Origin of the sequence: Adlercreutzia sp. ZJ154 (genome assembly GCF_011039055.1) — a bacterium.
Lineage (GTDB): Bacteria > Actinomycetota > Coriobacteriia > Coriobacteriales > Eggerthellaceae > Adlercreutzia_A.
Genome location: NZ_JAAKEF010000015.1, coordinates 22,903 through 45,472 on the forward strand (window position 1 = coordinate 22,903; position 22,570 = coordinate 45,472).

Below are 22,570 nucleotides of genomic sequence, written 5' to 3' on the forward strand. Positions count from 1 at the left end.
TTAGCTTGCGAGTTTTTCGCTATTTGTTAGAACATAAGGCAGCAGTACTTCTAGTGCTGCTGCTTCTTATTGCGCAGGCTTTTTGCGAACTAGCCATACCTAACCTTACGTCCAATATTGTCGATGTAGGAATTCAGCAATCGGGTGTAGAGCATGTGGCTACAGAAGAGATGTCTGCGCAAACATACGATGCCATATCGGACGATTTATCGGGCGACTCTTTAGCTGCATTCCAAGAGGCATACGAGCAAAATGACAACGGTAGATATGAGCTAACGCAGACCGGGCGCGCCAATTTGGCGCAACTTGATTCCATAATAGCGAAGCCGCTTGCGAAAATTTATGGGCTTACTAGTGGTGCAGACGATTCTATGGCAGCACAGGCTGGCATTTCGGCTGCTTTGAAGGAATACTCAAATTTGGGCTACGATTTACCAGCCATGCAGATGGGTTATCTTGTAAAAACAGGTGCCATTATGCTGGGAATTGTGGCATTGGGTGTTGTATTTTCAGTGATTATTGGGCTGATCAGCGCTCGCACCGGTGGCAAAATAGGGCGCGATTTGCGCAAACGCCTATTTGCGAAGGTGGTAAATTTTTCAGATGCTGAAATATCGCAATTTTCAGCAGCTTCGCTTATAACGCGCGGAACGAACGACATACAGCTAATCCAAAATGTATCTTTCATGCTGTTGCGCATGGTGCTATATGCGCCAATACTGGCTATAGGCGGCATAATAATGGTGGTTGCAACCAATCTTGAAATGGGTTGGATAATTGCTGTTGCCGTAGTGCTTGTTTTATTGCTTGTTGTGGTTTTGCTTCGCATAACAATGCCAAAATTCAAAGCGATGCAAAAACTTATTGACCGCGTAAACCTTGTGGCGCGTGAAATCCTTACAGGATTGCCGGTGGTGCGCGCTTTTAACCGCCAAGACTTTGAACAGCAGCGTTTTACGTATGCTTCAGAAAAATTAATGCGCACACAATTGTTCACGAACCGCGCTATGTCTTTTATGATGCCCGCAATGATGCTAATTATGAACGGTGTCAGCATTGTAATAGTGTGGTTTGGTGGTCTGTCTATTAATGCGGGGCAATTGCAAACAGGCGATTTAATTGCGTTCATAACATATTCTATGGTAATAATCATGGGATTTTTAATGCTTGGAATGATAGCGATAATGTTGCCGCGTGCCGATGTGGCAGCCGAGCGCGTTAACGAGGTTTTAGAAACCAAACCAAGTGTAGTTGATGTGGCTAATCCTGTGTCTGTTTCTAGTAGCAATGGCGTGAAGATAGAGTTTCGGGATGTATCGTTTAGGTATGCCGAAGATGGCGAATATGCACTAAAGCACATTTCCTTTGTGGCAAAACCCGGCTCTACGCTGGCAATAGTTGGTGGAACTGGGTCGGGTAAATCTACCATATTGAAATTGATTGAGCGCTTTTACGACACAACAGAAGGTAGCGTGCTTGTAAATGACGTAGATGTGCGCAATATGCGCCAATCCGATTTGCGGGCGATGTTTGGATATGTGCCGCAAAGGGCATTCCTATTTAGCGGCACTGTAAAGACAAATGTTGCATATGCGAATGAGGATATGTTGCCTTCGCATATAGCGGATGCGCTTAATGTGGCGCAGGCTGCTAAATTTGTGTCTGAGATGCCTGAAGGTGTTGATTCGTCCATAGCTCAGGGGGGCACAAATGTGTCGGGAGGTCAGCGGCAAAGACTTGCCATTGCGCGCGCTTTGGCGGCCGATGCTGGGGCACTTTTGCTGGACGATTCTTTTAGCGCGCTAGATTTCAAGACCGATGCGGCGCTGCGTGGGGCGCTTAAACAACACCAGCAGAACACAACCTGCGTAATAGTTGCGCAGCGGATCAGCACAGTTATGAACGCCGACTGCATTGTTGTTTTAGATGACGGATGCATGGTCGGCTTAGGCACGCACGAACATTTAATGGCATCGTGTGCAGAGTATCGCGAAATTGCGCTTTCGCAGCTTAGTCAGGCTGAATTAGCAGGACAGGGGTTGGCATCATGAGCGGGCAAGGAAGCACAATGTCGCCGCGCACCGCTAGGCGCGCACGCCCGCATGGTCCGCATGGTCCCGGTGCTCGTATGATGCCGGGCGAAAAAGCTCGCGACTTCAAGGGCACCATGAAGAAAATGCTGGCATTTATGGGTCAGTTTAAGTGGCATTTGCTGTTAATTCTGGCTTTTGCGGTGGGTTCTGTGGTGTTCAGCATAATTGGACCTAAGGTGCTATCGGAAGCTACTACTGTTATTTTCAATGGTGTGGTTGAGCGCATTGAAGGTACCGGCGGAATTAACTTCGACACTGTTGGGCGCATTCTTCTAACCACACTTGCGCTGTATGCTTTTTCGGCTGTATGTAACTGGGTTCAAATGTGGACTATGTCTTATGTTAGCCAGCAAACATGCTACAGGCTTCGCAACGCTATAGCGGAAAAGATAAATCGGCTGCCGTTTGGTTACTTTGACGGTAATTCCACAGGCGACACGCTTTCGCGCATAACAAATGATGTAGATACACTGGGGCAAAGCTTGAACCAAGGCATAACGCAAATGATAACGTCTATCGTTCAAGTTGTAGGCGTGCTTGTTATGATGCTAATTATAAATTGGGCTATGACACTTATTGCTCTTATTACGGTGCCTATTTCACTTCTGCTAGTTATGTTAATAGTGAAGCGCTCGCAGAAACATTTTTATGCGCAGCAAGAACTTCTGGGCAAAGTGAATGCTCAGGCAGAGGAAACGTTTAGCGGGCATGCTGTAGTGCGCGCATTCGGCAAAGAGGACGAAACCGCCAAGCGCTATAACGATGCCAACGACGAGCTATTTGAGGCGGGGTGGAAAGCGCAATTTTTATCTAGCTTAATGAAGCCGGCAATGGATTTCGTGGGAAATTTAGGATATGTTGCTGTGGCTATATCGGGTGCAATGTTTGCCGTGCGCGGTGTTATAACTGTAGGCGATATTCAGGCGTTCATTCAGTATGTAAAGAATTTTACGCAACCAATAACACAATTGGCGCAAGTTAGTAATGTATTGCAGCAATTAGCTGCAGCGGCTGAGCGCATTTTTGAATTTCTGGCACTACCGGAATTGCCTGCGGAAGATGCCGACGCAGGAATTTCTGGTGAAAATAAGCCAACATGCAATGTTGAGTTTGATCATGTGCGGTTTGGATATAAGCCAGACGAGCCCGTAATTAAAGACTTCTCTGCTCAAATAGGTTGCGGTCAGACGGTGGCTATAGTTGGTCCTACGGGTGCCGGAAAAACCACTATAGTGAAGCTGCTAATGCGCTTCTACGATGTGGATTCTGGCAGCATAACAATAGATGGGCTTAATATAGGCGCAATGAAACGCACCGAACTTCGCCAGCTTTTCTCTATGGTGTTGCAGGATACATGGCTGTTCAAGGGCACAATACGTGAAAATATACGCTATGGGCGACTTGAGGCTAGCGACGAAGAAGTGCAAAAAGCGGCTCGGGCTACAGGGGCTCATCATTTTATAAGCACGCTTCCCGGTGGTTACGATTTTGAAATAAGCGAAGATGGTTCCAACTTAAGCCAAGGTCAGCGGCAGTTGCTTACCATAGCTCGTGCGCTTTTGGCTGACCGGCAGATGCTTATATTAGATGAAGCTACAAGTTCGGTGGATACTCGAACTGAAGCACGCATTCAACAGGCTATGGATAAGCTGATGCAGGGTCGTACATCGTTTGTAATAGCGCATAGGCTATCCACAATTAAGAATGCCGATTTAATACTTGTTATGGACCATGGCGACATAATTGAGCAAGGTACACATGAACAGCTACTTGAGCTTGGTGGATTCTACGCCGAGCTGTATAATTCACAGTTCGCAGACTTTGACGACACAGGAGAGTGAGATGCCAAACGACGGCATCAATCAAATAGAAGAAATGACTGAATTTGCTGTGCCAAATACAGACGATGTGCCATTGTGCAACAGGGAAACGTTATTGCCGGCGGGCATAGTGCGTGTTACAGAAGAAGCCATAGCGGCGCAGCGCTTAGTGCCAGAGAATCTGCAAAACTTGCACGGTAACGCACCGCAGCGTGTAACGATAGCGGCGTTCGATTTTGATGGCACTTGTATAAGTGGCTCGTCGCCCAAGAAATTAGTAGATGCGTGTGCACGGGCGCGCCGCATTCCTCCATATAAACTTTTACGCATAGCTTTGTGGGGTTTGGCTTATAAGCTGAATTTGCCGAAAGATGGGGAAGGCGTGCGCACGCGTGTGTTTAGTGCGTTCAAGGGTTTATCTGCCGCCACTACAAACGACTATCTGTGCAAGTTTTATAAAAACAAAATAGCGCCGATGTATCGCACAGATGCCGATGCCGCTATGCATGCGCACTTGCAGGCTGGGCATGTGGTTGTTCTTGTGTCGGCATCGTTTGAGCCGATAATAGCAGCTGCTATGCTAGATCATCCCATAGAATTTGCGCTTGCTAGTCGCATGAAAATAGATGAACAGGGTTGCTATACCGATCAGGTAAATGGTTTAACCACTGAAGGTCCAGATAAGATAATCGTGCTTGAGCAGTTTGCCAACAAGTATTTTGGGCAAGGCAATTGGGAATTAGGCTGGGCATATGGCGATCATTTTAGCGATGTGGCAATGCTAGAGGCAGCAACTCATCCTTGCGCAGTAACCCCAGATGGCAAGTTAAGGCGATTTGCACAGCAGCGCGGTTGGGAAATATTAGATTGGCAGTAATTTCTTAAATAAACCTTAAAAGTGGCGCCATGAAAATGCCGTTCACCCTCGCCAATTGTCATTTCGCGTCCTAGGCTGTATTATTCTGCGCTGAGAATTTTGAATAAAAGCATATATGAGCCGAAGAGGACAAAATGGACTTAACGAAACAAGCGAAAATAGTCGATTCTATTCATGATACGCTTCGCGATTTTGTGGGTCAGCGTATTAAAGTGCGTGCCAATATGGGGCGTTCAAAAATTGTGGAAAGCGAAGGAATTTTGACGCAAGTTCATCCGCGCTTATTCATTATGGAGGTTGAGAGAAAGCGCGGTCGTAAAGCGCGCCAATCATATCAGTATGCCGATGTGCTTACTGGTACGGTGGAACTTTCTCAGGGTGGAGAGCCTCTGTTTGGTCAGTTTATAGACGATTCTTTGCCGGAACCCGAGCCTGCAAATTTAGAGCTTTTTGAAGATGAAGAGCGTGTTTTAGCTTAAGCAGGCAAATACTTAATTCTGGCATAAGTTAGTTTTTATTTAGTTTTGTGGCGAGTACGTTTTGTACTCGCTTTTTTGTTGCCTATTTGTAAATCGCTGTTTACAGATTTTTCCTTGCAAAAATGTAAATGCCCATTTACACTTTATTGTTGTATGTAATTAACCCAACAAAACGGAAGCAGAGAAAAAGGGGTTTAAATGAAAAAGATAGTATCAGCGTTGTTTGCAGCTGCACTTGTTGCAGGTCTGCCAACACTTGCATTTGCTGCGCCTAGCCCGGCAAATGAAGGAAACGAAAATACAGTTGAAGATGTGGAAATTAAAGTTAGTATCCCCGGTCAGACTGCTGATGATAAGATCTACATTGAAGAGGCTACTAAGGTTGCAGAGGGAACCCCTGAAGGTGTTGAGCCGCTTGCTAATATCGAAGTTACCGACAACAATGGTTGGACAAATGGTAAGAGTGTTACCCTGTCTTTCGATCTTTCTTCTAAGGGCAAGGCAGAAGGCAACAAAGTTACTGTTTACATTCAGCATGGCAATGGCACAAAAGATGTACAGTATGTAAAAGTTGGCGCTAACGGCATGCTTAACTTCACCGTTAAGGGTCTGTCTACATTTACTATTGTTGATGGTTGGCCGGAAGGTGTTACCGAGGCTGACAGCACTTTCAACAATGTTGTAAAGGCTACGCTTGACAAGAGCGACAAGTCTCCGAAAACTGGCATTGACATGAGCTTTGTTGGTGGCGTGGGCGTTGCTGCTGCAGTTTCTGCTTGCGGTGTTGCTGTTCTTCGCAAAAAGGTAAGCGAATAAATAATCGCCGAAAATTGCGTTTCGATTAATCTGACTGCAATTATGAGATGGAGGCTTGTTTGTTCGAGTCTCCATCTTGTGTGGTGGGGTCAATTAATCGGTGTTCACAAGAGCATTCCTTAATTGAGGCATTGGGTTGGCGTAATGCGCTTGTTTCTTAATTGCGGTATTTAATTGGCGCAATGCGCTTGTGAAGACTGGTGTTCGCAGGTTTTGTATGCGGGTTTTATATCTAAGAAGGCGACCGGATAACATAGGAGACAAATTGTCGCATGGCAGACGAGAGAGACAACAAAGTGAATCTGCGCAAAGACGCTTCTTCACGTCTTTCGTCAGACCATGATTTGAAGCCTAGGCATGTTAAGGGTGCCTCGGCAAGCCTGTCTAAACGCGGTCTGCGGCGTGTGCTAACAGTAGCGCTGGTTGTTCTTGTTGCTGTGGTAGTTTGCGTGGCAGGTTTCTTAATATGGCAAACTATAGAAATACAGAACGCTTCTAACCGTAGCGTAAATGCGCCCGTGCCTGCAACTACGAGCAGTGCAGAGCAGGGCGAATTGCCCGACAATCCTATAAATTTCGCCGAGCTTCAATCTGAAAATGAAGACGCATATGCTTGGATATATATACCCGGTACAAGTATTAATTTGGCTGTTTATCAAAGCTCTACTGACGATACTTATTATCTCAAGCACGATAGGTACGGCAATTATGCCGATGCGGGCGAAGTTTTTTCGCAAAGCATAAATGGTCGCGATTTTTCCGATCCGGTTACGGTGCTGTATGGGCATAACTATAGCGGCGACATAATGTTTACGCAGCTTCATTATTTTGAAGATAAGGAATTTTTTGACACTCACGAGAATTTCTATATTTACACGCCCGGGCATATTCTTACCTATGAAGTGGTGTCGGCGTATCAGTATGACGATCGCCACATAATGAATTCTTTTGATTTTAGCGACGATGCTGTTAAACGAAGCTACTTTGACTATGTTATGAATCCAGATTCGCTTGTTTGCAATGTTCGAGAGGGCGCCACGCTGGCTGACGATGACAAGGTTGTTCAGCTTAGCACATGCACAAGCGATGGGAATAATAGCAAGCGCTATATTGTGACGGGAGTTCTAGTAGATGACCAGCTCACTAAATAGCGATAAAAACAAAAGAAACCCCTTTAAGCGCGCAGAAATACATGTACCGCGCGGTGGACAAGAGGTTGCGGGCGCTACAGGGCATGGGGGTGTTGCTGTGGGCACAGCGGGCGCTACAGGGGCCTCTGACGCTGCAGAAACCATGCAGGAAGAAGTGCTAATAAGGCGCAGGCGCAAGCATCATAAGCGGCGCAACAGGCGCATTCGTATTGCCGTTATAGTGGCTGTTGCTCTTGTTCTGATAATTGGTGGTGTCGCTTTCGCATATAACGCACTTATTGCTGCTGGCGAAAACAATTTGGTGCAAGAAGCGCAAGACATTAATACTGAAGGCGTTTCCTATGATGAAGGAAAAACAGTTACTTACAACGGTCATACTTATCAGCTGAAAGAGAATATGACCAGTGTGTGCCTTATTGGGTATGACTCGACAGAATCCAGAGAAGCCAAAGGTCAGGTGGGTCAGGCTGACACAATTATGGTTCTGGCGATGGATACCAGTACGGGCGAAACGTCAATAATAGCTATTCCGCGCGATTCAATGGTAGATGTGGCTGAATATCTTAGCGGTTCATATTCCGGTATGGACCAGATGCAAATTTGCTTGGCGTTTAGCTATGGCAATTCCAAAGAAGAAGGTTGCGAACTAACCACAAAAGCTGCTGCGCGCGTTTTATACAACATGCCTATCAATTATTACATGGCGCTAGATATGAGCGGTGTGGGCGCACTCTCCGATGCGATAGGAGGTGTGTCTATTGTGCCTTCTGCATCAATTCCGAATACTAAGATAGCTGAAGGCAAGCCAATTGTGCTGTTTGGCGAAAACGCTTTGGCATATGTGCGCTGGCGTTCGCACAGCAATGTAGATGCGTCGCTTCAACGCCAAGAGCGTCAGATTCAATTTGCACAGGCATTCGCAAGCCAAGTAATTACGGCTGCTAAGGGCGATGCTGGCTTGATTGTGCAACTGTATAACACCTTGTCTGAGTATTCCATAACAAATTTGGGCTTAAGCGAATTTACTTACCTTGCTAATTGCGTTTTGAACAATGGGGTATCTGCGGTGGATTTCAAGTCGCTTTCGGGCACGATGAAACAAGGGGATACCTACGCCGAGTTTTATTTGGACAAAGATAGCGTTTATCAGACGGTATTGGATGTGTATTACACGCAAGTGGATTAGCTTCGCGGATGCCGCGGGAAAGTTAGGGGAAATAGGCTATGACTCTGCTGGAGCTTCTTGGGCTTATTCGAAAAAAGTGGTACTTGGTGGTAATTTTTCCGCTTTTGTGTGGCTTGGGAACGGCGGCATATTGTTGGGGTTTTATGGCGGATGAATATACATCTACCATGTCGCTTTACGTGCTTACAAAAAGCGATGATGCGTCGGGGCAATCTAGTTTGTCCAGCGCCGATATGGCGGCATCGCAGCAGTTGGCTAACGACCTTGCGGTGCTTGTGGAATCGGATGGCGTTTTGGAAGACACCGCAAACGCCATAGGCATGAGCAATTTAGACGATTTCGAAATAGAAGTGCAGTCTGAAACCACAAACCGCGTTATTACGCTGCTGGTTACGGGCAAGCGACCGGAAGCTGTTGCCATGGTGGCAAACGAACTTGCCGAGAAAACAGCCGATGCCGCGGTGGAAATTATGGACTTGCGCGCGGTGAATATTATCGACGAGGCTAAGGTGCCTACTGCGCCTTCCGGACCAAACCGTATTTTGTATACGTTGGTTGGCGCGCTGGCCGGTCTGTTTTTGGCTGTGGCAATAATTGTGTTGCAAGACCTTTTGGATACTACGGTGAAATCGGATGAGGAATTCGAGCAACTGTTCAGTATTCCAGTGCTTGGCAATATGCCTACTGTTAAGAAGGGTCGCTGATGGGTAAGAAAAACCGTAAAAAGATTGGGCAATTTGAAATTTCAGGCTTGCGCAATGCGGCTAAAACATTGCTTGCTAATGTGCGCTTTTCATCGGTGGACGAGCCTGTAAAAACCATTGTTGTAACGTCGTCTACGCCGGACGAGGGTAAATCTACCGTGTCTTCTAACTTGGCGTGTGCGATGGCTAGTTCTGGTAGGCGCGTTTTAATAATGGATTGCGATATGCGCCGCCGCAGCCTTGGGGCTATGCTAGATCTTCATCCGAAAAATGGCATTTATGCGGTTATATCGGGTAGTGTTTCGATAGATTCGGCTATTTCGGCTACGAAGTATAAGAATCTGTTCTTTATGGATGGCGAGCCGAATATTCCCTCGCCGCCAGATATTTTGTCTACTAGGCGCTTCGATGCGTTGCTTGAGTCGCTTAGAGAACGCTTCGATTATGTGATTATAGATACGCCGCCGCTTGGCGCATTTGTAGATGCGGCTATTATTTCCAGCTTGGCGGACGGGGTGCTTTTGGTGGTGCGGCAGAATAGCACCAAGAAGAAGGCAATTAACGACAGCATACAGCAGCTGCGCGCGGCGAACGCACGCATTCTTGGTGCCGTGATGACTTTTACGAAAGACGCTGAAAGCGATTACTACTACGCGTATTACAACCAAGAGGGTAAGCGCGTGAACAAGAGCAAGATGGAGCAGCAGCCGCTTGCCACGGCATCGCGCGATTTGGTTAGTGATGATATTGACGTTTGGGCGCGTAAAGCTGGAATTAGCAGCAAAGATTCTAACCCGCGGAAGAAGCGTGCGTCGGGCGGTAAGCGCGGCGGCGGTGGAGGTGGAGGTGCCGGCGGCGACCGTGGCGGTGGCGACCGCAGTGCTGGCGACCGTGGCGGTGGCAAGCAGTCGGCTGACAACAGAGCCGCTAACAGGCGGGCTTACGAACCTGAATTCGACGCTGTATCGCAGGGAAGTGACGGGTATGATAGCGAGCAGATTCCGCCGCAGCGCGGCTCTGTTAATTCGAATCCATTCCCGCCCGGGGCATTCAGACCGCCCGGAAGCGTGCCCGGGTCAAAGAATCCTCGGCTTAGAATGAGGCGATAATCTTGTTCGATTTGCACTGTCATATTTTACCGGGCGTGGACGATGGCGCCCGGGATATGCGCGAGTCTTTGGCTATGTTAGCCGAGGCTAAGCGCAGCGGGATCAACCATATAGTCTGCACACCGCATTGTAAGTCTTCGTCGTTTAATTACGACATGATATGCGCGCGATACGACGAGTTGCGTCCACAGGCTGAACGGCAGGGAATTCGCCTAGATCTTGGGTTTGAAGTGCATTGGCAAAAGCTGATGGAGCTTGGGCTGGATTGTGCGCCAGATTTGTGCTTTGAGGGCACGAATTTAATGCTGCTGGAATTTTCGGTGGGCAAGATGCCGGCAAATTGGCAGCGCATAATATACGAGCTGCAAGGTCAGGGAATTCAAGTAATAATTGCGCATCCAGAGCGCTATCAGCCAATTCAACACAACATTGATATAGCTTACGAGTTGAAAGAGCTTGGTTGTTTGTTGCAGCTTTCCGGTAATTTCATTTCTGCGGGTCGATTAAAAGCCAGCAGAAAGACAGCCATAAATTTGTTGAAAGAGGGGCTTGTCGATTATGTTGCATCGGATGCGCACTGTGCCGAAGACTACGCCGACTACCGCGAGGCAATGTCGGAAGCAAGGATGTATTAGGCGATAAAAGCCACTAACAAAGAAGGGGATAGCCATTTATCAAAACCGCATTGTGAAGTGTGGTATGGTGCGCAATTTTGCAATAAAATGTAAACGTTCATTTACACTTTTTATAGGCAAGACGATGCCGCGTGTGCGTCTTGCTAATGAATATTGTGCTTTATCTGGTCTTAAGCCCTGCGGGGAAATGGCGAAGCCTTGCCTTTGTTTGTGATGTTGTGATGGTGGTGCGCCGATGGGTGCTGCAAAGTATCGGCAATGTGCCGCATTGGTATTGTGCCGCAAAGGAGACATTTGCGTGAAGATAGAAAACAAATGGTATGTGGTTCAAGTTCGAGCTGGGTTTGAAGAGCAGGCTTGCAAGCTTATAGAGCGCACGGAAGGTGTGGCTGAGCTGCTGCACGAGTGCTTTGTGCCGCGCTACGAGACAATGATTCACTTTCGCGGGCAATGGGTTAGACGAATGCGGGTGTTGTTTCCGGGGTATTTAATTGTTGTAACGGCGAATGTTGCTGAGTTGAAGACGGTGCTTTATAAAGTGCCAGCTTTCACGCGGTTGCTTGGTGGTTGCGAAGACTGCGAAGGCATTATGCCTCTTACCAACGGCGAAGTGGCATGGATGAGTGCATTCACAGAAGAGGGTGAGCGTGTAATTGGCATGTCTGAGGGCGTAATAGAGGGAGACAAGATAGTAATTCTTAAAGGACCTTTAATGAATCATGTGGGCTGGATAAAGAGCATAAACAGGAGAAAGCGTCTGGCATATCTGGAAATGCAAATGTTCGGACGAACAATAGAAACAAAGGTTGGACTTGGCATTATTGGGCGAAAGCCTTAACAAATTGAATAGAGTTGAAGCAGTGTAAGTCTTAAAACGTGTGGGCAGGCAAGGGATGGCAAAAACCGTGCTAAATCCCACACGTTTTAAGACTTACCCAAAGAAACGCAAATGAGCGAAGCAACAGAACGTGACAACAAAATAAAAAAGAGCCTTATGTTCTCCGGCACGGGTAAGGCACGCGCCCTGATAAAGGCGCTGCCTCTCGTGCTTCTTGATGTTGTAGCAACAGCAGTTGCCTACATCGTTGCAGCGTGGGGAACCGGTGTGTTCGATGTCATTTTAGGCTTAGGTGACTTCGCACAGGTTGTAGCGGTTATTGCTGGAATCAATGTAGTCGTGTTCGCCTTTGGGCGGATGTATAGTTCGCTTTGGGAATATGCCAGTGTAGATGAACTGGCACGAGTTGTCCTTGTTACCCTTCTAGCTTCTGTGGTGGCAGATGTTGCTTCTGCTTTTGTGTTTGGTCAGCGCCTGCCTCTTCGCGTATATGCGGTTGCTTGGCTTGTCTTACTTGTTGTTTGCGGTGCAAGCCGGTTTGCCATCCGTCTGTATTCAGGACGTAAAGGCTGGTCGTTTTTTGGTGTTAGTGAGAAAAGCGGACTACCACGCTCACTTGTAGTAGGCGCAGGTGAAACAGGAGCGCTTACTGTAAGGCGTATGCTTGCCGGAAGTCCCGATATCCCCGGTGTTCCGGTGGCTTTGGTAGATGATGACCTGTCAAAGATTGGTCACTACGTCCATGGTGTGAAGATAACAGGGGCTTGTGACTGCATACCTGATATTTGTGCTTCTGGTCGCATTGATCAGATTGTCTTAGCCATACCAAGTTCCACGAAAGCTCAGCGTGATCGCATCTATCAGCTGTGTGCCCAAACAGGTGTACGCACGCTTACCTTACCGCTTATCCAAGACATGCCGAAGGACCTAAGTGAGCGAATCTCTTTGCGTGAAGTGGAGGTTTCTGACCTTCTTGCTCGTGATGAAGTGGAATTTGATCTTGGTCAGATGGGTTATGTGGCTGGCAAGCGTGTACTCGTTACAGGCGGGGGAGGTTCCATCGGAAGTGAACTGGTACGTCAGCTTATACCGGCACACCCAAAAAGAATTGTGCTTTTTGATGTGTATGAGAACACCACCTATGAGCTCTACCATGAAGTGAAGGATTACTGTGAGAGTGAAGGCATTGATCTTAAGGTAGAGATAGGTTCTATTACCCATATGCCTGCACTTGAGAAGTGTTTTGATGAACATGTCCCCGAGGTTGTTTTTCATGCAGCTGCTCACAAGCACGTGCCGCTTATGGAAGCAAACGCTCGTGAAGCTGTTGAAAACAACGTGTTTGGCACGCTGAATTTGGCACGGCTTGCTCATGAGCGGGGATGCACGCACTTCATCCTCATATCAACTGACAAGGCAGTAAACTCCACAAATGTGATGGGTGCCACCAAGCGTATGTGCGAAATGATCGTGCAGTGCTATGCAAGCATGAGTGACACGATATTTGCGGCTGTACGTTTTGGCAATGTGTTAGGTAGCCATGGCAGCGTGATTCCGCTATTCAAGCGCCAGTTGCGTAAAGGTGGACCTATTACCGTCACGCACAAAGACATTACTCGCTACTTCATGACTATACCTGAAGCATCACGACTTGTTATTGCGGCCGGAGCACTAGCTCGCGGGGGCGAGATCTTCATCTTAGACATGGGAGAACCCGTGCACATTTGGGATTTGGCAGAAAACCTAGTGCGCCTTTCGGGACTCGAACTAGGACGTGACGTTGAGATCAAAGAGACAGGCCTTCGTCCCGGCGAGAAGATGTTCGAAGAACTTCTTATGGATGAAGACGAGCCACTTGCCACTAACAACCCAAGCATCACCATAAGCCGAGCAGCCGCACCTGAACCCGATGACGTACGAGCATGTATCGCACTACTTGAAAGCCACCTAGATGACACAAACGACTCCATCAAGTGTGTCCTTGCTAAAGCTGTGCCGACGTATAGACCTGAGTTTCGATAAGTAATCTGAGATCCATTTATATGCCTGTGAAAATAAACGTCCCCTTCTCGTCACCTGACATCACCGAAGCAGAGATTGCGGAAGTGGCAGACGCCCTGCGGTCGGGCTGGATCACCACTGGCCCGCGGGTAAAGGAACTTGAAAGACTACTTCAAGACTACTTGGGTGCTGCCGGTTGCTGTTGTTTGAGCTCGCAGACTGCCTGTGCCGAGATGGTGCTTCGCGTGTTGGGCGTTGGCTTTGGCGATGAGGTGATTGTACCGGTCTATACTTATACGGCAACTGCCTCGGTGGTCTGCCACGTAGGTGCGACACTTGTGCTCATAGATTGCCAGCCTGATTCTTTCGAGATGGACTACGACGCAGTGGAGGCGGTAGTCAATGAGAAGACAAAGGCAATTATTCCCGTTGACTTGGGTGGCGTACCGTGCGACTATGATACGATCTTTCGGATTGTGGAGCAAAAGAAGCATCTCTTCCGTCCTGCCAACCCCATTCAGGAGGCCATGGGAAGGGTGGCGGTTTGTGCCGATACTGCTCATGCGCTAGGTGCGATGTGGCATGGACGGCCGGTTGGCTCCATTGCGGACTTCAGCTCGTTTAGCTTCCATGCGGTAAAAAACCTCACCACCGCCGAGGGAGGTTGCCTTGCGTGGCGTAGTGTTCCTGGTGTAGATGACGGCGAGATCTATCGCAACTTGCAGCTTTTGAGTTTACACGGCCAGTCGAAGGATGCTCTTGCTAAGACGAAGCTTGGCGCTTGGGAATACGACGTCGTGGGTCCTTGGTATAAGTGCAATATGACCGACGTTATGGCAGCGATCGGGCTAGCGCAGCTCGACCGTTACCCGACCATGTTGACTCGCCGTCGCGAGATCGTCGAGCGCTACAACAAGGCTTTCAAGCCGCTTGGCGTCGAGCCGCTGCCGCACTATACGGAAGACAGCTCGTCGTCGGGACACCTCTACATTTGTCGAGTTTCCGGCATCAATGCGGAGCAAAGAAACAGTCTTATTGCTAACATGGCCGGACGCGGGGTTGCCTGCAATGTTCATTACAAGCCTTTGCCCATGATGACGGCTTACAAGAACTTGGGGTTTGATATAGCCGACTATCCCAATGCCTACGCGCGCTTCGCGAACGAAGTGACTCTTCCTTTACATACGTGTCTTACCAATGAGCAGGTGGAATACGTTATTGAATGCTTCACTGAAGAGGTTAAGAGTCTTCGATGAAGTGGCTTTCTTGGGACGAGCTGCCTGAAAGCATGCGTTGCGATGAGGTGCGGCCATACTACGATTCGCTTTCTCGAAAGCGCGGTCAGCTCGCTGCCAAGCGAGCATTTGATATCGTTGGTTCCTTGGTGATATTCGCCCTAACCTGGTGGTTGTTCATCGTTTTAGCAATTGCCATCAAGCTGGATTCTCCTGGTCCGGTGTTCTACCGTCAGACCCGCGTGACCCAGTATGGAAAGGAATTTCGTATCTTTAAGTTCCGAACCATGGTGCAGAATGCCGACCAAATTGGCGGCGCGGTGACCACAGGCGGGGACAGTCGCATCACACGTGTGGGAGCGGTCATAAGGAAATACAGGCTTGACGAGTTCAGTCAGCTCATAGACGTATTCCGCGGAACAATGAGCTTCGTAGGTACAAGGCCAGAGGTTCCCAAATACGTTACATCCTACACGCCGGAAATGATGGCGACTTTATTGCTTCCTGCCGGAATTACCAGTGAGGCTAGCATACGATTTAAGGATGAGGCCTATCTTCTTGAGTCGACTAGCGATGTGGATAAGGCTTATGTCGAAGTCGCCCTTCCTCAGAAAATGAATTACAACCTTAATAGCATGCTAAATTTCAGTCTTATTAGTGACTTGTCGACAATGCTTAGTACCGTTTCAGCAGTTTTATGCAAACGTACGGTCGATGAGGAGAATAATGGTTGAAGTTAGAGAGATTCGCTCAGATGAAAGGGGCAAAATCGGTGAGATAGTGGCTATTCATCTCGAAGCGTTTCCGGGTTTTTTTCTGACATTTATGGGTAATGGTTTTCTACGGCAACTGTATTCATCCTATTGCGATCACGCTGATTCAGGTTTGCTTGTTGCGGAAAAGGATGGAAAACTATTGGGATTTCTTGCGTTTTCGACTAATTACAGCGAGTTTTTTAAATATATGATTCGAACTCGATTGGTTGCATTTGCGTGGTACAGTGTCGGCGCGCTTATTAGGAGGCCTTCTGCTTTTGCGCGGATCGCGGCAGCCTTTCTAAAGCCGAGCGAGGTAAAGCGAGAGGAAAAATATGTAGAGTTGTCGTCAATTGGGGTGAGTCCAGCATTCAATTCAAGGGGTATCGGATCTCGATTGATTGACGAATTAAAGAATCGCACAGATTTCAATCTTTATGACTATATTACATTGGAGACTGACTCCATTGATAACGATGCGGCAATCCATTTTTACGAGAAGAACGGATTCGTAAAACACAGAGAATTTTACTCAAACAAGAATCGAAAGATGATTGAGTTTCGGTTCTACAACGCGAATAGTTAGTTAGTTCTCGAGCAGTTGGTCAATGATAAACGTTGCAATAATGTGTAATACTAATAGCTCAGAATACCCAAATCGTCCTGAGTTAATTGAGTCTTTTTGCCGTCAGGGCGTCCAAGTGTATTTCGCTACAATCTTTGATGGGACAATCAATGAATACTATGCGGATAACAAGATGGCTCGGTGTCTTCTCGTGCATGCATCCAGGAACAATACTAATCCGCTTAAAGAACTCTTGTCTCTATGGAATGTGAAGACTCAGATAATGCGAAATAGTATTGATTCGGCGATTGTGTATGGCATAAAGAATCATGCTTCTATGGCAATAGGCGCTTACCTTGGCGGGGCAAAAAGAATAATATGCGTCGTCAACGGAAGGGGAAATCTGTTCTCCGTAAAGGGGTGGAAAGGTCGCATAGTACGGAGACTGGCAATTCCCATGCTGAGAATTGCATATTTGCTTTCTTTTCGTGTTTGCTTCCAGAACGAGGATGATGCTGACTATTTCATCAAACGAGGTCTAGTGAGTGAAAAGAAGGTTATTCTCACAAATGGATCAGGTGTCAACACGTCGGTATTCGAGGAAATGCCGCTGCCTGAAGGTGATATATTCTTGTATATGGCCAGGATTACACCGAGTAAAGGCGTATTGGAGTATATCGAAGCTGCTAAGGTGGTAAAAGAAAAGTACCCAAATGCAGAATTTCATGTTGTTGGTCCAGTAGATGATCTGATTGAGGGGTCATGTATGGATCAAATCAAAGAAGCTGACCGATTAGGATACATACAGTACCATGGCAGGACTGATGACGTCAAATACTGGCTAAAGAATAGTAAGTACTTTGTTTACCCGTCATATTATCCCGAGGGGGTTCCAAGGTGCATTCTCCAAGCTTTGTCTTGTGGAAGACCCATTATCACATGCAATACAGCTGGCTGTAAAAAGACGGTAGAAAATAAAAAGAACGGATTTCTCGTTGAAAAAGAAGATGTTGAGGGTCTAGTTGAGAAGATGTGCTGGTTAGTTGAGCACAAAGAAGAAAGCTTGCAAATGGGACGATGCTCACGTCAGTTGGCTGTTGAGTCGTTCGATGTCAACAATGTTAACAGCATCTTGGTGAATGCAGTATTGGGGGGCGGGGTTGTTTAACGAGACGCAGCCCGTCCGGGTCCTTCATATGATTGGCGGGCTAAATGCCGGAGGCTCGCAGTCATTTGTCATGAGCATTTACAGATCTATTGATCGCGATAAGGTGCAATTCGACTTTGTCCTCGATCATCCAGACGAAACGTTATTCGTTGAAGAAGTAGAGAGTCTAGGTGGTAAGGTCTACTGTCTTCCGAGCTTGGCTGACTCTGGTTTGAAAACAGTTCAAAAAGAATGGGATGGTTTTCTTGCTGCTCACTCTGAGTATGCGATCCTTCATTCCCATATCAGGAGCTATGCTTCTGTGTATATTCCAATAGCGAAAAAGTATGGTCTAGTTGTCATTATTCATAGTCACAGCACATCAAATGGATCTGGGATAACAGCACTGGTGAAGGCTATTCTGCAATTCCCTCTAAGATATCAGGCGGATTACCTTATGGCCTGTTCGATTGAGGCAGGGCAATGGCTGTTTGGTAAGCGAAGATGCAAAGCTAATAGCTATATGCAGATTAACAATGCTATAGATTCCAGACTATTCACGTTCAGTGAAAAAAATAGAGCTAGCATTAGGGAAGAGTTTGGTGTTCGAGACGACGAGTTTCTGGTTGGTTTTATCGGACGCGTATCCGAGCCGAAGAACCCTAAATTTATCATTGAAGTATTTAACGAGTTGTTGAAGATAAACTCTAATTCGAGGCTGCTGTTTGTTGGAGATGGATGTTTATTATCTGAAACAAAGGAGTATGTCGCGCAGTTACAAATAAGTGACAATGTTGTGTTTACTGGAACTAGAGGGGATAGCTATAAGTTGCTCTCGGGGATGGATTTGTTTTTGTTTCCCTCGATATGGGAAGGATTTGGAATGTCGCTCATCGAAGCTCAAAGCACTGATTTGATGTCCGTTTGTTCCGACAGAGTTCCTAAGTCAGCAATAGTTATTTCTGATTTGGTAAAAGTTATTTCACTGGAAAAAGAACCTGCTTACTGGGCAAGATATATTGCGACGGTTCGCAATGATAGGAGTCGCAGAAGTCGATTTGCAGAAATAAGTTTGAGCGGCTTCAACATCGATGAAAATGCAAAGACTATGGAAGACTTTTATGTCAGGTGCGCAGGAGAAGCGGAAAATCGATTGGGCGTATGCGGGCGTGAGTAATACGAACAAGTGTTTTACGATATTGGTGGCAGTATTCCCGATTGTTTCGATTTATTCCGCAGGCATTCAGCAGTTGTCCGTAGGGGATTTCCTTCTGGCTATCACGTTTGTTTTGATGCTTGTCAAGAGGAGGAAGAGCCTGAAGGAGTCAGAGCTAACCCGCGGTGTATTGAGCTTGCGTGCTTTCGGCGCGTATATCATTGTGACGTTTCTCTTTCAGTTGATATTATCAACAAACGTTGGCGTACTGTCGACGTTAAGATACTGCCTTTATATTTTTGCTGTAGTTCTATTTTATCGAAAATGCGATTTTGAGTTTGGAATAAAGATTCTTGGCGGCTTAACCATGGCGATTTCGCTCTATGTTGTCGTTCAGTATTTTTACTTCAAGGCTCTGGGATCAATTCTCCCATGGAGAATTCCGTTTTTAGGTGTGGTGGATGATGCATTTGTTTTAAAAGAACAAGGCGCGTTCTATCATCAATACTATAGGCCAACAGGTATTTTTTACGAGCCGACCCATTATGCTCAATACTGCTTAATTTATTTCTCATACCTTCTTTTTTGTGAGAAAAAAATACAAAAAAAATGGGCAAAGGTGTTACTGATTGTTGCTGGAATTGTTTGCAGCGGATCCTCAGCAGGCTTGTTCATCGTATGCGCAGCGTTTGCAATTTACTTTATTTCAAAGCCAACTGCCAACAAAAAGAGTATCGACTATCTGATATTGCTTTCCGTAGTATCTGTTGGTTGCTTTGTTCTTCTCAGCGATTCAAGCCTTGCCGGCATTTGGACAAAGTTGGTAGGAACTGACGGTGAAATGAGCGCTTCAGTAGGTTATAGGTTTAATTCAGCCAATGATTTTTTGTCGGACGAACGAGGACTGCTAGCGTTTCTTTTTGGTACTGGCAGAGGTAGTTCATCTGCATATTACACAGCATTTTTTTACGTTTTGTTCTCGCATGGAGTAATAGGTCTGCTCTTTTTTTTGAGGATATTTCTTTCGTCATTCACGTCATTGAAGACTGTGTTTCAACGTGCGACCGTGATTCTTGTTCTCATTATTTCGTTTGGAAGTGAAATGGTAGTCAACTTTGGAATTCTGACGTATTTCATTTTTATATTCTCATATCCAAGCATCTTTGAGGGTCGTGAAGAGATCAGGGGTTTGATTGAAAAGTGAAAAAGATAGTTATCGTTTCGTATTTTTTCGCACCAGCAAACATTATTGGGTCAATCCGAATGACAAAGATTGCGAAATATCTTCAGAAAGACGGGTATGAAGTTGAGGTAGTAACGAGTCAGAACAACTCCCTTCTCTTTCAAAAAGAAAACAATGGATATGACCAAATTCTGGTCGATGACGTGAAGGATATTAATGTAGTACGTGTGGAACATGGAACACTGTATAGACATCTTGCTGGTTTTTTGCGAAAGGAAATGTACGCAAAAGTGGCTCTAAGCGGCAATAATGGGTCATCTACTGGACGAAAACCTTCGTTGAAGAAGAAAGTGTTGCGTTACGCTCTGTACTGTATGTTGTGGCTACAGGATTTGGATTTCGCGTCAAGGGCTTATCGTGAAATCGATGGAAAAAATCGAAGAGATTGCATAGTGATATCTTCTTATGGCCCGCTTGCAAGCCATTTGCTCGCGAGGAAGCTCAGGGGGAGAAATAAGTGGATTGCAGACTTTCGTGATCCGATTGCGCAGTCAGAGAACTATCCCCTTGAATATCGTATTAATAGACGAGTGGAGAAACGAATTGTTGAGGAATGTGACGAAGTGGTCGGGGTTTCGAGCGATTATCTGAAAACCATCCTTGCTGATTGCCAAAAGAAGGCTAATGTGGTCACAAATGGCTACGATTCCGATGAATTAAAATACTTGTCAAGCAGTTCTTCTAGTAAAAAGCTATCAATTTGTTATACGGGAACGCTGTATTCTGGAATGAGAGATATTGCGCCGCTGTTCTCTTCCATCAGTGAACTGATATCGGAAGGGTTAGTACCTCGTCATGGCATTGAGGTTGTATATGCCGGTGTTCAAGGTGACTATGTGAAGTCCTTGGCAAAGCGCTACGAAATTGATGACATTGTGCTGGATAGGGGGCTTGTAACGAGAGTTGAGGCGCTGCAAATTCAGCAAGATGCAGATGTGATTTTGTGTCTTACGTGGAATGTTGCGGAGAATGTAGGCTATTTGCCTGGAAAGTTTCTTGAACATCTAATGTTCAAGAAAGAAATTATTGGCTGGGTGTCAGGTCAATACCAGGGATCTGAGATGAAACGAATGATTTATGAATTGAACATCGGCGAATGCTACGAGGAGTCTCAAGAAAACAGTATAGAATTGTTGAAGTCGTACGTATTCAATTTATATAAAAGAGAGCGCCATGAAGCGAGGGAAAGCCTCATTGCTTCATATGACTATCGAAATATTACAAAAACATATGAGGAGATAATCGAAGAGCTAGCGTAATGTCGCAGCCTTGCTGTGATGGGGTTCTCGTTCTGTGGGAATTTCGTATGAGTTCGAAAGTCCAAAAAGAAAGAGAGCCCTTTTGTTGGTTCTCAAAAAGTCAGAAGTCGTATGGGAGGTGTGACGAATACTGGTTCTGATGAACAAGTTGTTTAATAGAAGAGCCGTGTCTGGCGCTTTTCGCATGTTTTTTAGTTTGTTTTATAAAAAGGAGTATTTGTCGGGGTATTACTTTGACGACAGGATCGTTGGATGGAAATGGGCTTGGTTGGGGTTAAAGGGTCGGAGGTTGGGGCACAATAATGGCGTCCCTTGGCCGGTTAGTCCGTTGACTGTGGTAAATGGGGCAAATAACATTCTCTTTAATGTAAACGATTTGCATATTTTTCAAACTCCGGGGTGTTATTGGCAGGCTAGCGATGCGAAGATTTCGATTGGTAGCGGTTGCTATATAGCTCCTAACGTAGGAATCATTACAACGAATCATGACCCCGCTGATCCGAGCAGGCACCTACCTGGCAAGGATGTCTCAATTGGAGATAATTCATGGGTGGGGATGAATTCGGTGATACTGCCCGGTGTTGTACTTGGTGAGAACACTGTTGTCGCTGCAGGAGCGGTGGTGACAAAGAGTTTCCCAGAGGGTCGGTGTACGATAGGTGGTGTTCCGGCCAAGGTGTTAAGCCGAAGATGAGGTTCTGGTAAACAAGTTGGGTAGAAAATCGCAATAATCAACTCGGGTTCTAGTCAAAAAGTTGGGTAGAAAATCGCAGTAATCAACTCGCCATCAGGCAAAACTCTCTGAATTGAACATTTCTTTGACAACTAAAACTCCTGTTCAAACCCAAATTTTGGCACAACGACCTACGCCCTTGGCAGGGCATTTTTTCGCAGATTCAGTTTTCGGCGTCCTATGGACGCAGATCATCCAAGGGCATCACTACCTTTTTGCGCAGCAGCGCAGCTTGGGTCAAGAACATCACCTCCTGTCTGCTGCGATCACGCTAACTCCTTGGATCCTCGAACTTCACACCGTTGATCTTGATGCCGCGCTTGATGATTCTCATGTAGCCCAAAGACAAAAGACAACGTCTACGCATGCGCTCAAAGCTCTTAAACCCATAACTCATGCGTTTCATCACCTTGATCGAGTTATTGAGTCCTTCAGCTGTGGCATTGGTTTTATTGAACTTGTATCCGGCAAGCACACCTTCTCGGTTGCGCTTTATGCTCTTAGCAGCTCGCTTCATTTCAGGAATACCGCTTTTGATGGCAAGGCTCATCCAAGAGATAAGCGAGTCACGCTTTTTAGCACACCATGTCATATCCAACCAATCACGAAACAGATGCATGAGCTTGTAGGCACATTTAAGGTCAGGATCTGCCTCAAGCAGGCGCTCAACTTTAGTGGTTCGTCCCCTTAAGTCTTTGAACTTATCTGTTGGTGTCATCTCGTGTCTCGTAGCATTGCTCCTAACTGCCACAGGCACGGGTTGCCATA

The 22,570-nt window shown here is 46.5% G+C and carries 21 protein-coding genes; 20 read left to right on the forward strand and 1 reads right to left on the reverse strand.

The genetic code is table 11. From position 1 onward, the window contains the following. Positions 1-5: 5 nt before the first annotated feature. From G7Y37_RS06695 to G7Y37_RS06790, 20 genes are all read left to right on the forward strand, one after another. Complete coding sequence (locus G7Y37_RS06695; RefSeq protein ID WP_165062700.1) at positions 6-2,051, forward strand: ABC transporter ATP-binding protein; 2,046 nt, start codon at positions 6-8, stop codon at positions 2,049-2,051. A 17-nt stretch (positions 2,052-2,068) separates the two neighbouring features. Beyond that, the gene (locus tag G7Y37_RS06700; RefSeq protein WP_206214126.1) at positions 2,069-3,934 is read left to right on the forward strand and encodes an ABC transporter ATP-binding protein; all 1,866 of its coding nucleotides are present in this window, start codon (positions 2,069-2,071) and stop codon (positions 3,932-3,934) included. A gap of 1 nt (position 3,935) precedes the next feature. Then, positions 3,936-4,790, forward strand: coding sequence for an HAD family phosphatase (locus G7Y37_RS06705; protein ID WP_165062702.1), 855 nt, complete (start codon positions 3,936-3,938; stop codon positions 4,788-4,790). A 134-nt stretch (positions 4,791-4,924) separates the two neighbouring features. Beyond that, the gene (locus G7Y37_RS06710) at positions 4,925-5,269 is read left to right on the forward strand and encodes a Veg family protein (protein ID WP_165062703.1); all 345 of its coding nucleotides are present in this window, start codon (positions 4,925-4,927) and stop codon (positions 5,267-5,269) included. 198 nt (positions 5,270-5,467) lie between these two features. Beyond that, positions 5,468-6,085 (forward strand): hypothetical protein, encoded by a 618-nt coding sequence (locus G7Y37_RS06715; protein ID WP_165062704.1) that lies wholly within the window; start codon positions 5,468-5,470, stop codon positions 6,083-6,085. Between the two features lie 272 nt (positions 6,086-6,357). After that, positions 6,358-7,236, forward strand: a complete 879-nt coding sequence (locus G7Y37_RS06720) for a class B sortase (RefSeq protein WP_165062705.1) — start codon at positions 6,358-6,360, stop codon at positions 7,234-7,236. Then, the gene (locus tag G7Y37_RS06725; protein ID WP_165062706.1) at positions 7,217-8,422 is read left to right on the forward strand and encodes an LCP family protein; all 1,206 of its coding nucleotides are present in this window, start codon (positions 7,217-7,219) and stop codon (positions 8,420-8,422) included. The genes G7Y37_RS06720 and G7Y37_RS06725 overlap by 20 nt, the downstream gene beginning before the upstream one ends. 38 nt (positions 8,423-8,460) lie before the next feature. Beyond that, positions 8,461-9,126, forward strand: coding sequence for a YveK family protein (locus G7Y37_RS06730; RefSeq protein ID WP_165062707.1), 666 nt, complete (start codon positions 8,461-8,463; stop codon positions 9,124-9,126). Further along, complete coding sequence (locus tag G7Y37_RS09150; RefSeq protein ID WP_206214127.1) at positions 9,126-10,235, forward strand: CpsD/CapB family tyrosine-protein kinase; 1,110 nt, start codon at positions 9,126-9,128, stop codon at positions 10,233-10,235. Before G7Y37_RS06730 ends, G7Y37_RS09150 begins: the two co-directional genes overlap by 1 nt. Before the next feature lie 2 nt (positions 10,236-10,237). Then, positions 10,238-10,870: a tyrosine-protein phosphatase gene (locus G7Y37_RS06740; RefSeq protein ID WP_165062708.1), complete on the forward strand. Its 633-nt coding sequence runs from the start codon at positions 10,238-10,240 to the stop codon at positions 10,868-10,870. Between the two features lie 298 nt (positions 10,871-11,168). Continuing rightward, the gene (gene loaP, locus G7Y37_RS06745) at positions 11,169-11,708 is read left to right on the forward strand and encodes an antiterminator LoaP (protein WP_241156046.1); all 540 of its coding nucleotides are present in this window, start codon (positions 11,169-11,171) and stop codon (positions 11,706-11,708) included. Between the two features lie 111 nt (positions 11,709-11,819). Continuing rightward, the gene (locus G7Y37_RS06750) at positions 11,820-13,730 is read left to right on the forward strand and encodes a nucleoside-diphosphate sugar epimerase/dehydratase (protein ID WP_241156047.1); all 1,911 of its coding nucleotides are present in this window, start codon (positions 11,820-11,822) and stop codon (positions 13,728-13,730) included. A gap of 20 nt (positions 13,731-13,750) precedes the next feature. Then, entirely contained in the window at positions 13,751-14,965 is a 1,215-nt protein-coding gene (locus G7Y37_RS06755) for a DegT/DnrJ/EryC1/StrS aminotransferase family protein (protein WP_165062710.1), read from the forward strand. After that, positions 14,962-15,678, forward strand: coding sequence for a sugar transferase (locus tag G7Y37_RS06760; RefSeq protein WP_165062711.1), 717 nt, complete (start codon positions 14,962-14,964; stop codon positions 15,676-15,678). The genes G7Y37_RS06755 and G7Y37_RS06760 overlap by 4 nt, the downstream gene beginning before the upstream one ends. Further along, entirely contained in the window at positions 15,671-16,285 is a 615-nt protein-coding gene (locus tag G7Y37_RS06765; RefSeq protein WP_165062712.1) for an N-acetyltransferase, read from the forward strand. The genes G7Y37_RS06760 and G7Y37_RS06765 overlap by 8 nt, the downstream gene beginning before the upstream one ends. 115 nt (positions 16,286-16,400) lie before the next feature. Beyond that, positions 16,401-17,432: a glycosyltransferase family 4 protein gene (locus tag G7Y37_RS06770; protein WP_165062713.1), complete on the forward strand. Its 1,032-nt coding sequence runs from the start codon at positions 16,401-16,403 to the stop codon at positions 17,430-17,432. A 28-nt stretch (positions 17,433-17,460) separates the two neighbouring features. Continuing rightward, a complete protein-coding gene (locus tag G7Y37_RS06775; protein WP_165062714.1) occupies positions 17,461-18,588 on the forward strand; it encodes a glycosyltransferase in 1,128 nt (375 codons plus the stop codon). Beyond that, entirely contained in the window at positions 18,533-19,771 is a 1,239-nt protein-coding gene (locus G7Y37_RS06780; RefSeq protein WP_165062715.1) for a hypothetical protein, read from the forward strand. The genes G7Y37_RS06775 and G7Y37_RS06780 overlap by 56 nt, the downstream gene beginning before the upstream one ends. Beyond that, positions 19,768-21,069, forward strand: a complete 1,302-nt coding sequence (locus G7Y37_RS06785; protein ID WP_206214128.1) for a glycosyltransferase — start codon at positions 19,768-19,770, stop codon at positions 21,067-21,069. Before G7Y37_RS06780 ends, G7Y37_RS06785 begins: the two co-directional genes overlap by 4 nt. A gap of 217 nt (positions 21,070-21,286) precedes the next feature. Next, positions 21,287-21,763, forward strand: a complete 477-nt coding sequence (locus G7Y37_RS06790) for an acyltransferase (protein ID WP_241156048.1) — start codon at positions 21,287-21,289, stop codon at positions 21,761-21,763. A 310-nt stretch (positions 21,764-22,073) separates the two neighbouring features. On the opposite strand, the gene G7Y37_RS06795 is transcribed toward G7Y37_RS06790, so the two are convergent. Beyond that, on the reverse strand, positions 22,074-22,553 hold the full coding sequence (locus G7Y37_RS06795) for a transposase (protein ID WP_165062718.1): 480 nt from the start codon (positions 22,551-22,553) through the stop codon (positions 22,074-22,076). Positions 22,554-22,570 lie beyond the last annotated feature (17 nt).

Bases quoted from the DNA above. Each gene is read 5' to 3' on its own strand.
- G7Y37_RS06750 (WP_241156047.1), top strand. From the start codon at position 11,820: ATGAGCGAAGCAACAGAACGTGACAACAAAATAAAAAAGAGCCTTATG.
- G7Y37_RS06755 (WP_165062710.1), top strand. From the start codon at position 13,751: ATGCCTGTGAAAATAAACGTCCCCTTCTCGTCACCTGACATCACCGAA.
- G7Y37_RS06780 (WP_165062715.1), top strand. From the start codon at position 18,533: ATGTCAGGTGCGCAGGAGAAGCGGAAAATCGATTGGGCGTATGCGGGC.
- G7Y37_RS06715 (WP_165062704.1), top strand. From the start codon at position 5,468: ATGAAAAAGATAGTATCAGCGTTGTTTGCAGCTGCACTTGTTGCAGGT.
- G7Y37_RS06705 (WP_165062702.1), top strand. From the start codon at position 3,936: ATGCCAAACGACGGCATCAATCAAATAGAAGAAATGACTGAATTTGCT.
- G7Y37_RS06720 (WP_165062705.1), top strand. From the start codon at position 6,358: ATGGCAGACGAGAGAGACAACAAAGTGAATCTGCGCAAAGACGCTTCT.
- G7Y37_RS06710 (WP_165062703.1), top strand. From the start codon at position 4,925: ATGGACTTAACGAAACAAGCGAAAATAGTCGATTCTATTCATGATACG.
- G7Y37_RS06700 (WP_206214126.1), top strand. From the start codon at position 2,069: ATGTCGCCGCGCACCGCTAGGCGCGCACGCCCGCATGGTCCGCATGGT.
- G7Y37_RS06765 (WP_165062712.1), top strand. From the start codon at position 15,671: ATGGTTGAAGTTAGAGAGATTCGCTCAGATGAAAGGGGCAAAATCGGT.
- G7Y37_RS06725 (WP_165062706.1), top strand. From the start codon at position 7,217: ATGACCAGCTCACTAAATAGCGATAAAAACAAAAGAAACCCCTTTAAG.
- G7Y37_RS06775 (WP_165062714.1), top strand. From the start codon at position 17,461: ATGATTGGCGGGCTAAATGCCGGAGGCTCGCAGTCATTTGTCATGAGC.
- G7Y37_RS06760 (WP_165062711.1), top strand. From the start codon at position 14,962: ATGAAGTGGCTTTCTTGGGACGAGCTGCCTGAAAGCATGCGTTGCGAT.
- G7Y37_RS09150 (WP_206214127.1), top strand. From the start codon at position 9,126: ATGGGTAAGAAAAACCGTAAAAAGATTGGGCAATTTGAAATTTCAGGC.
- G7Y37_RS06730 (WP_165062707.1), top strand. From the start codon at position 8,461: ATGACTCTGCTGGAGCTTCTTGGGCTTATTCGAAAAAAGTGGTACTTG.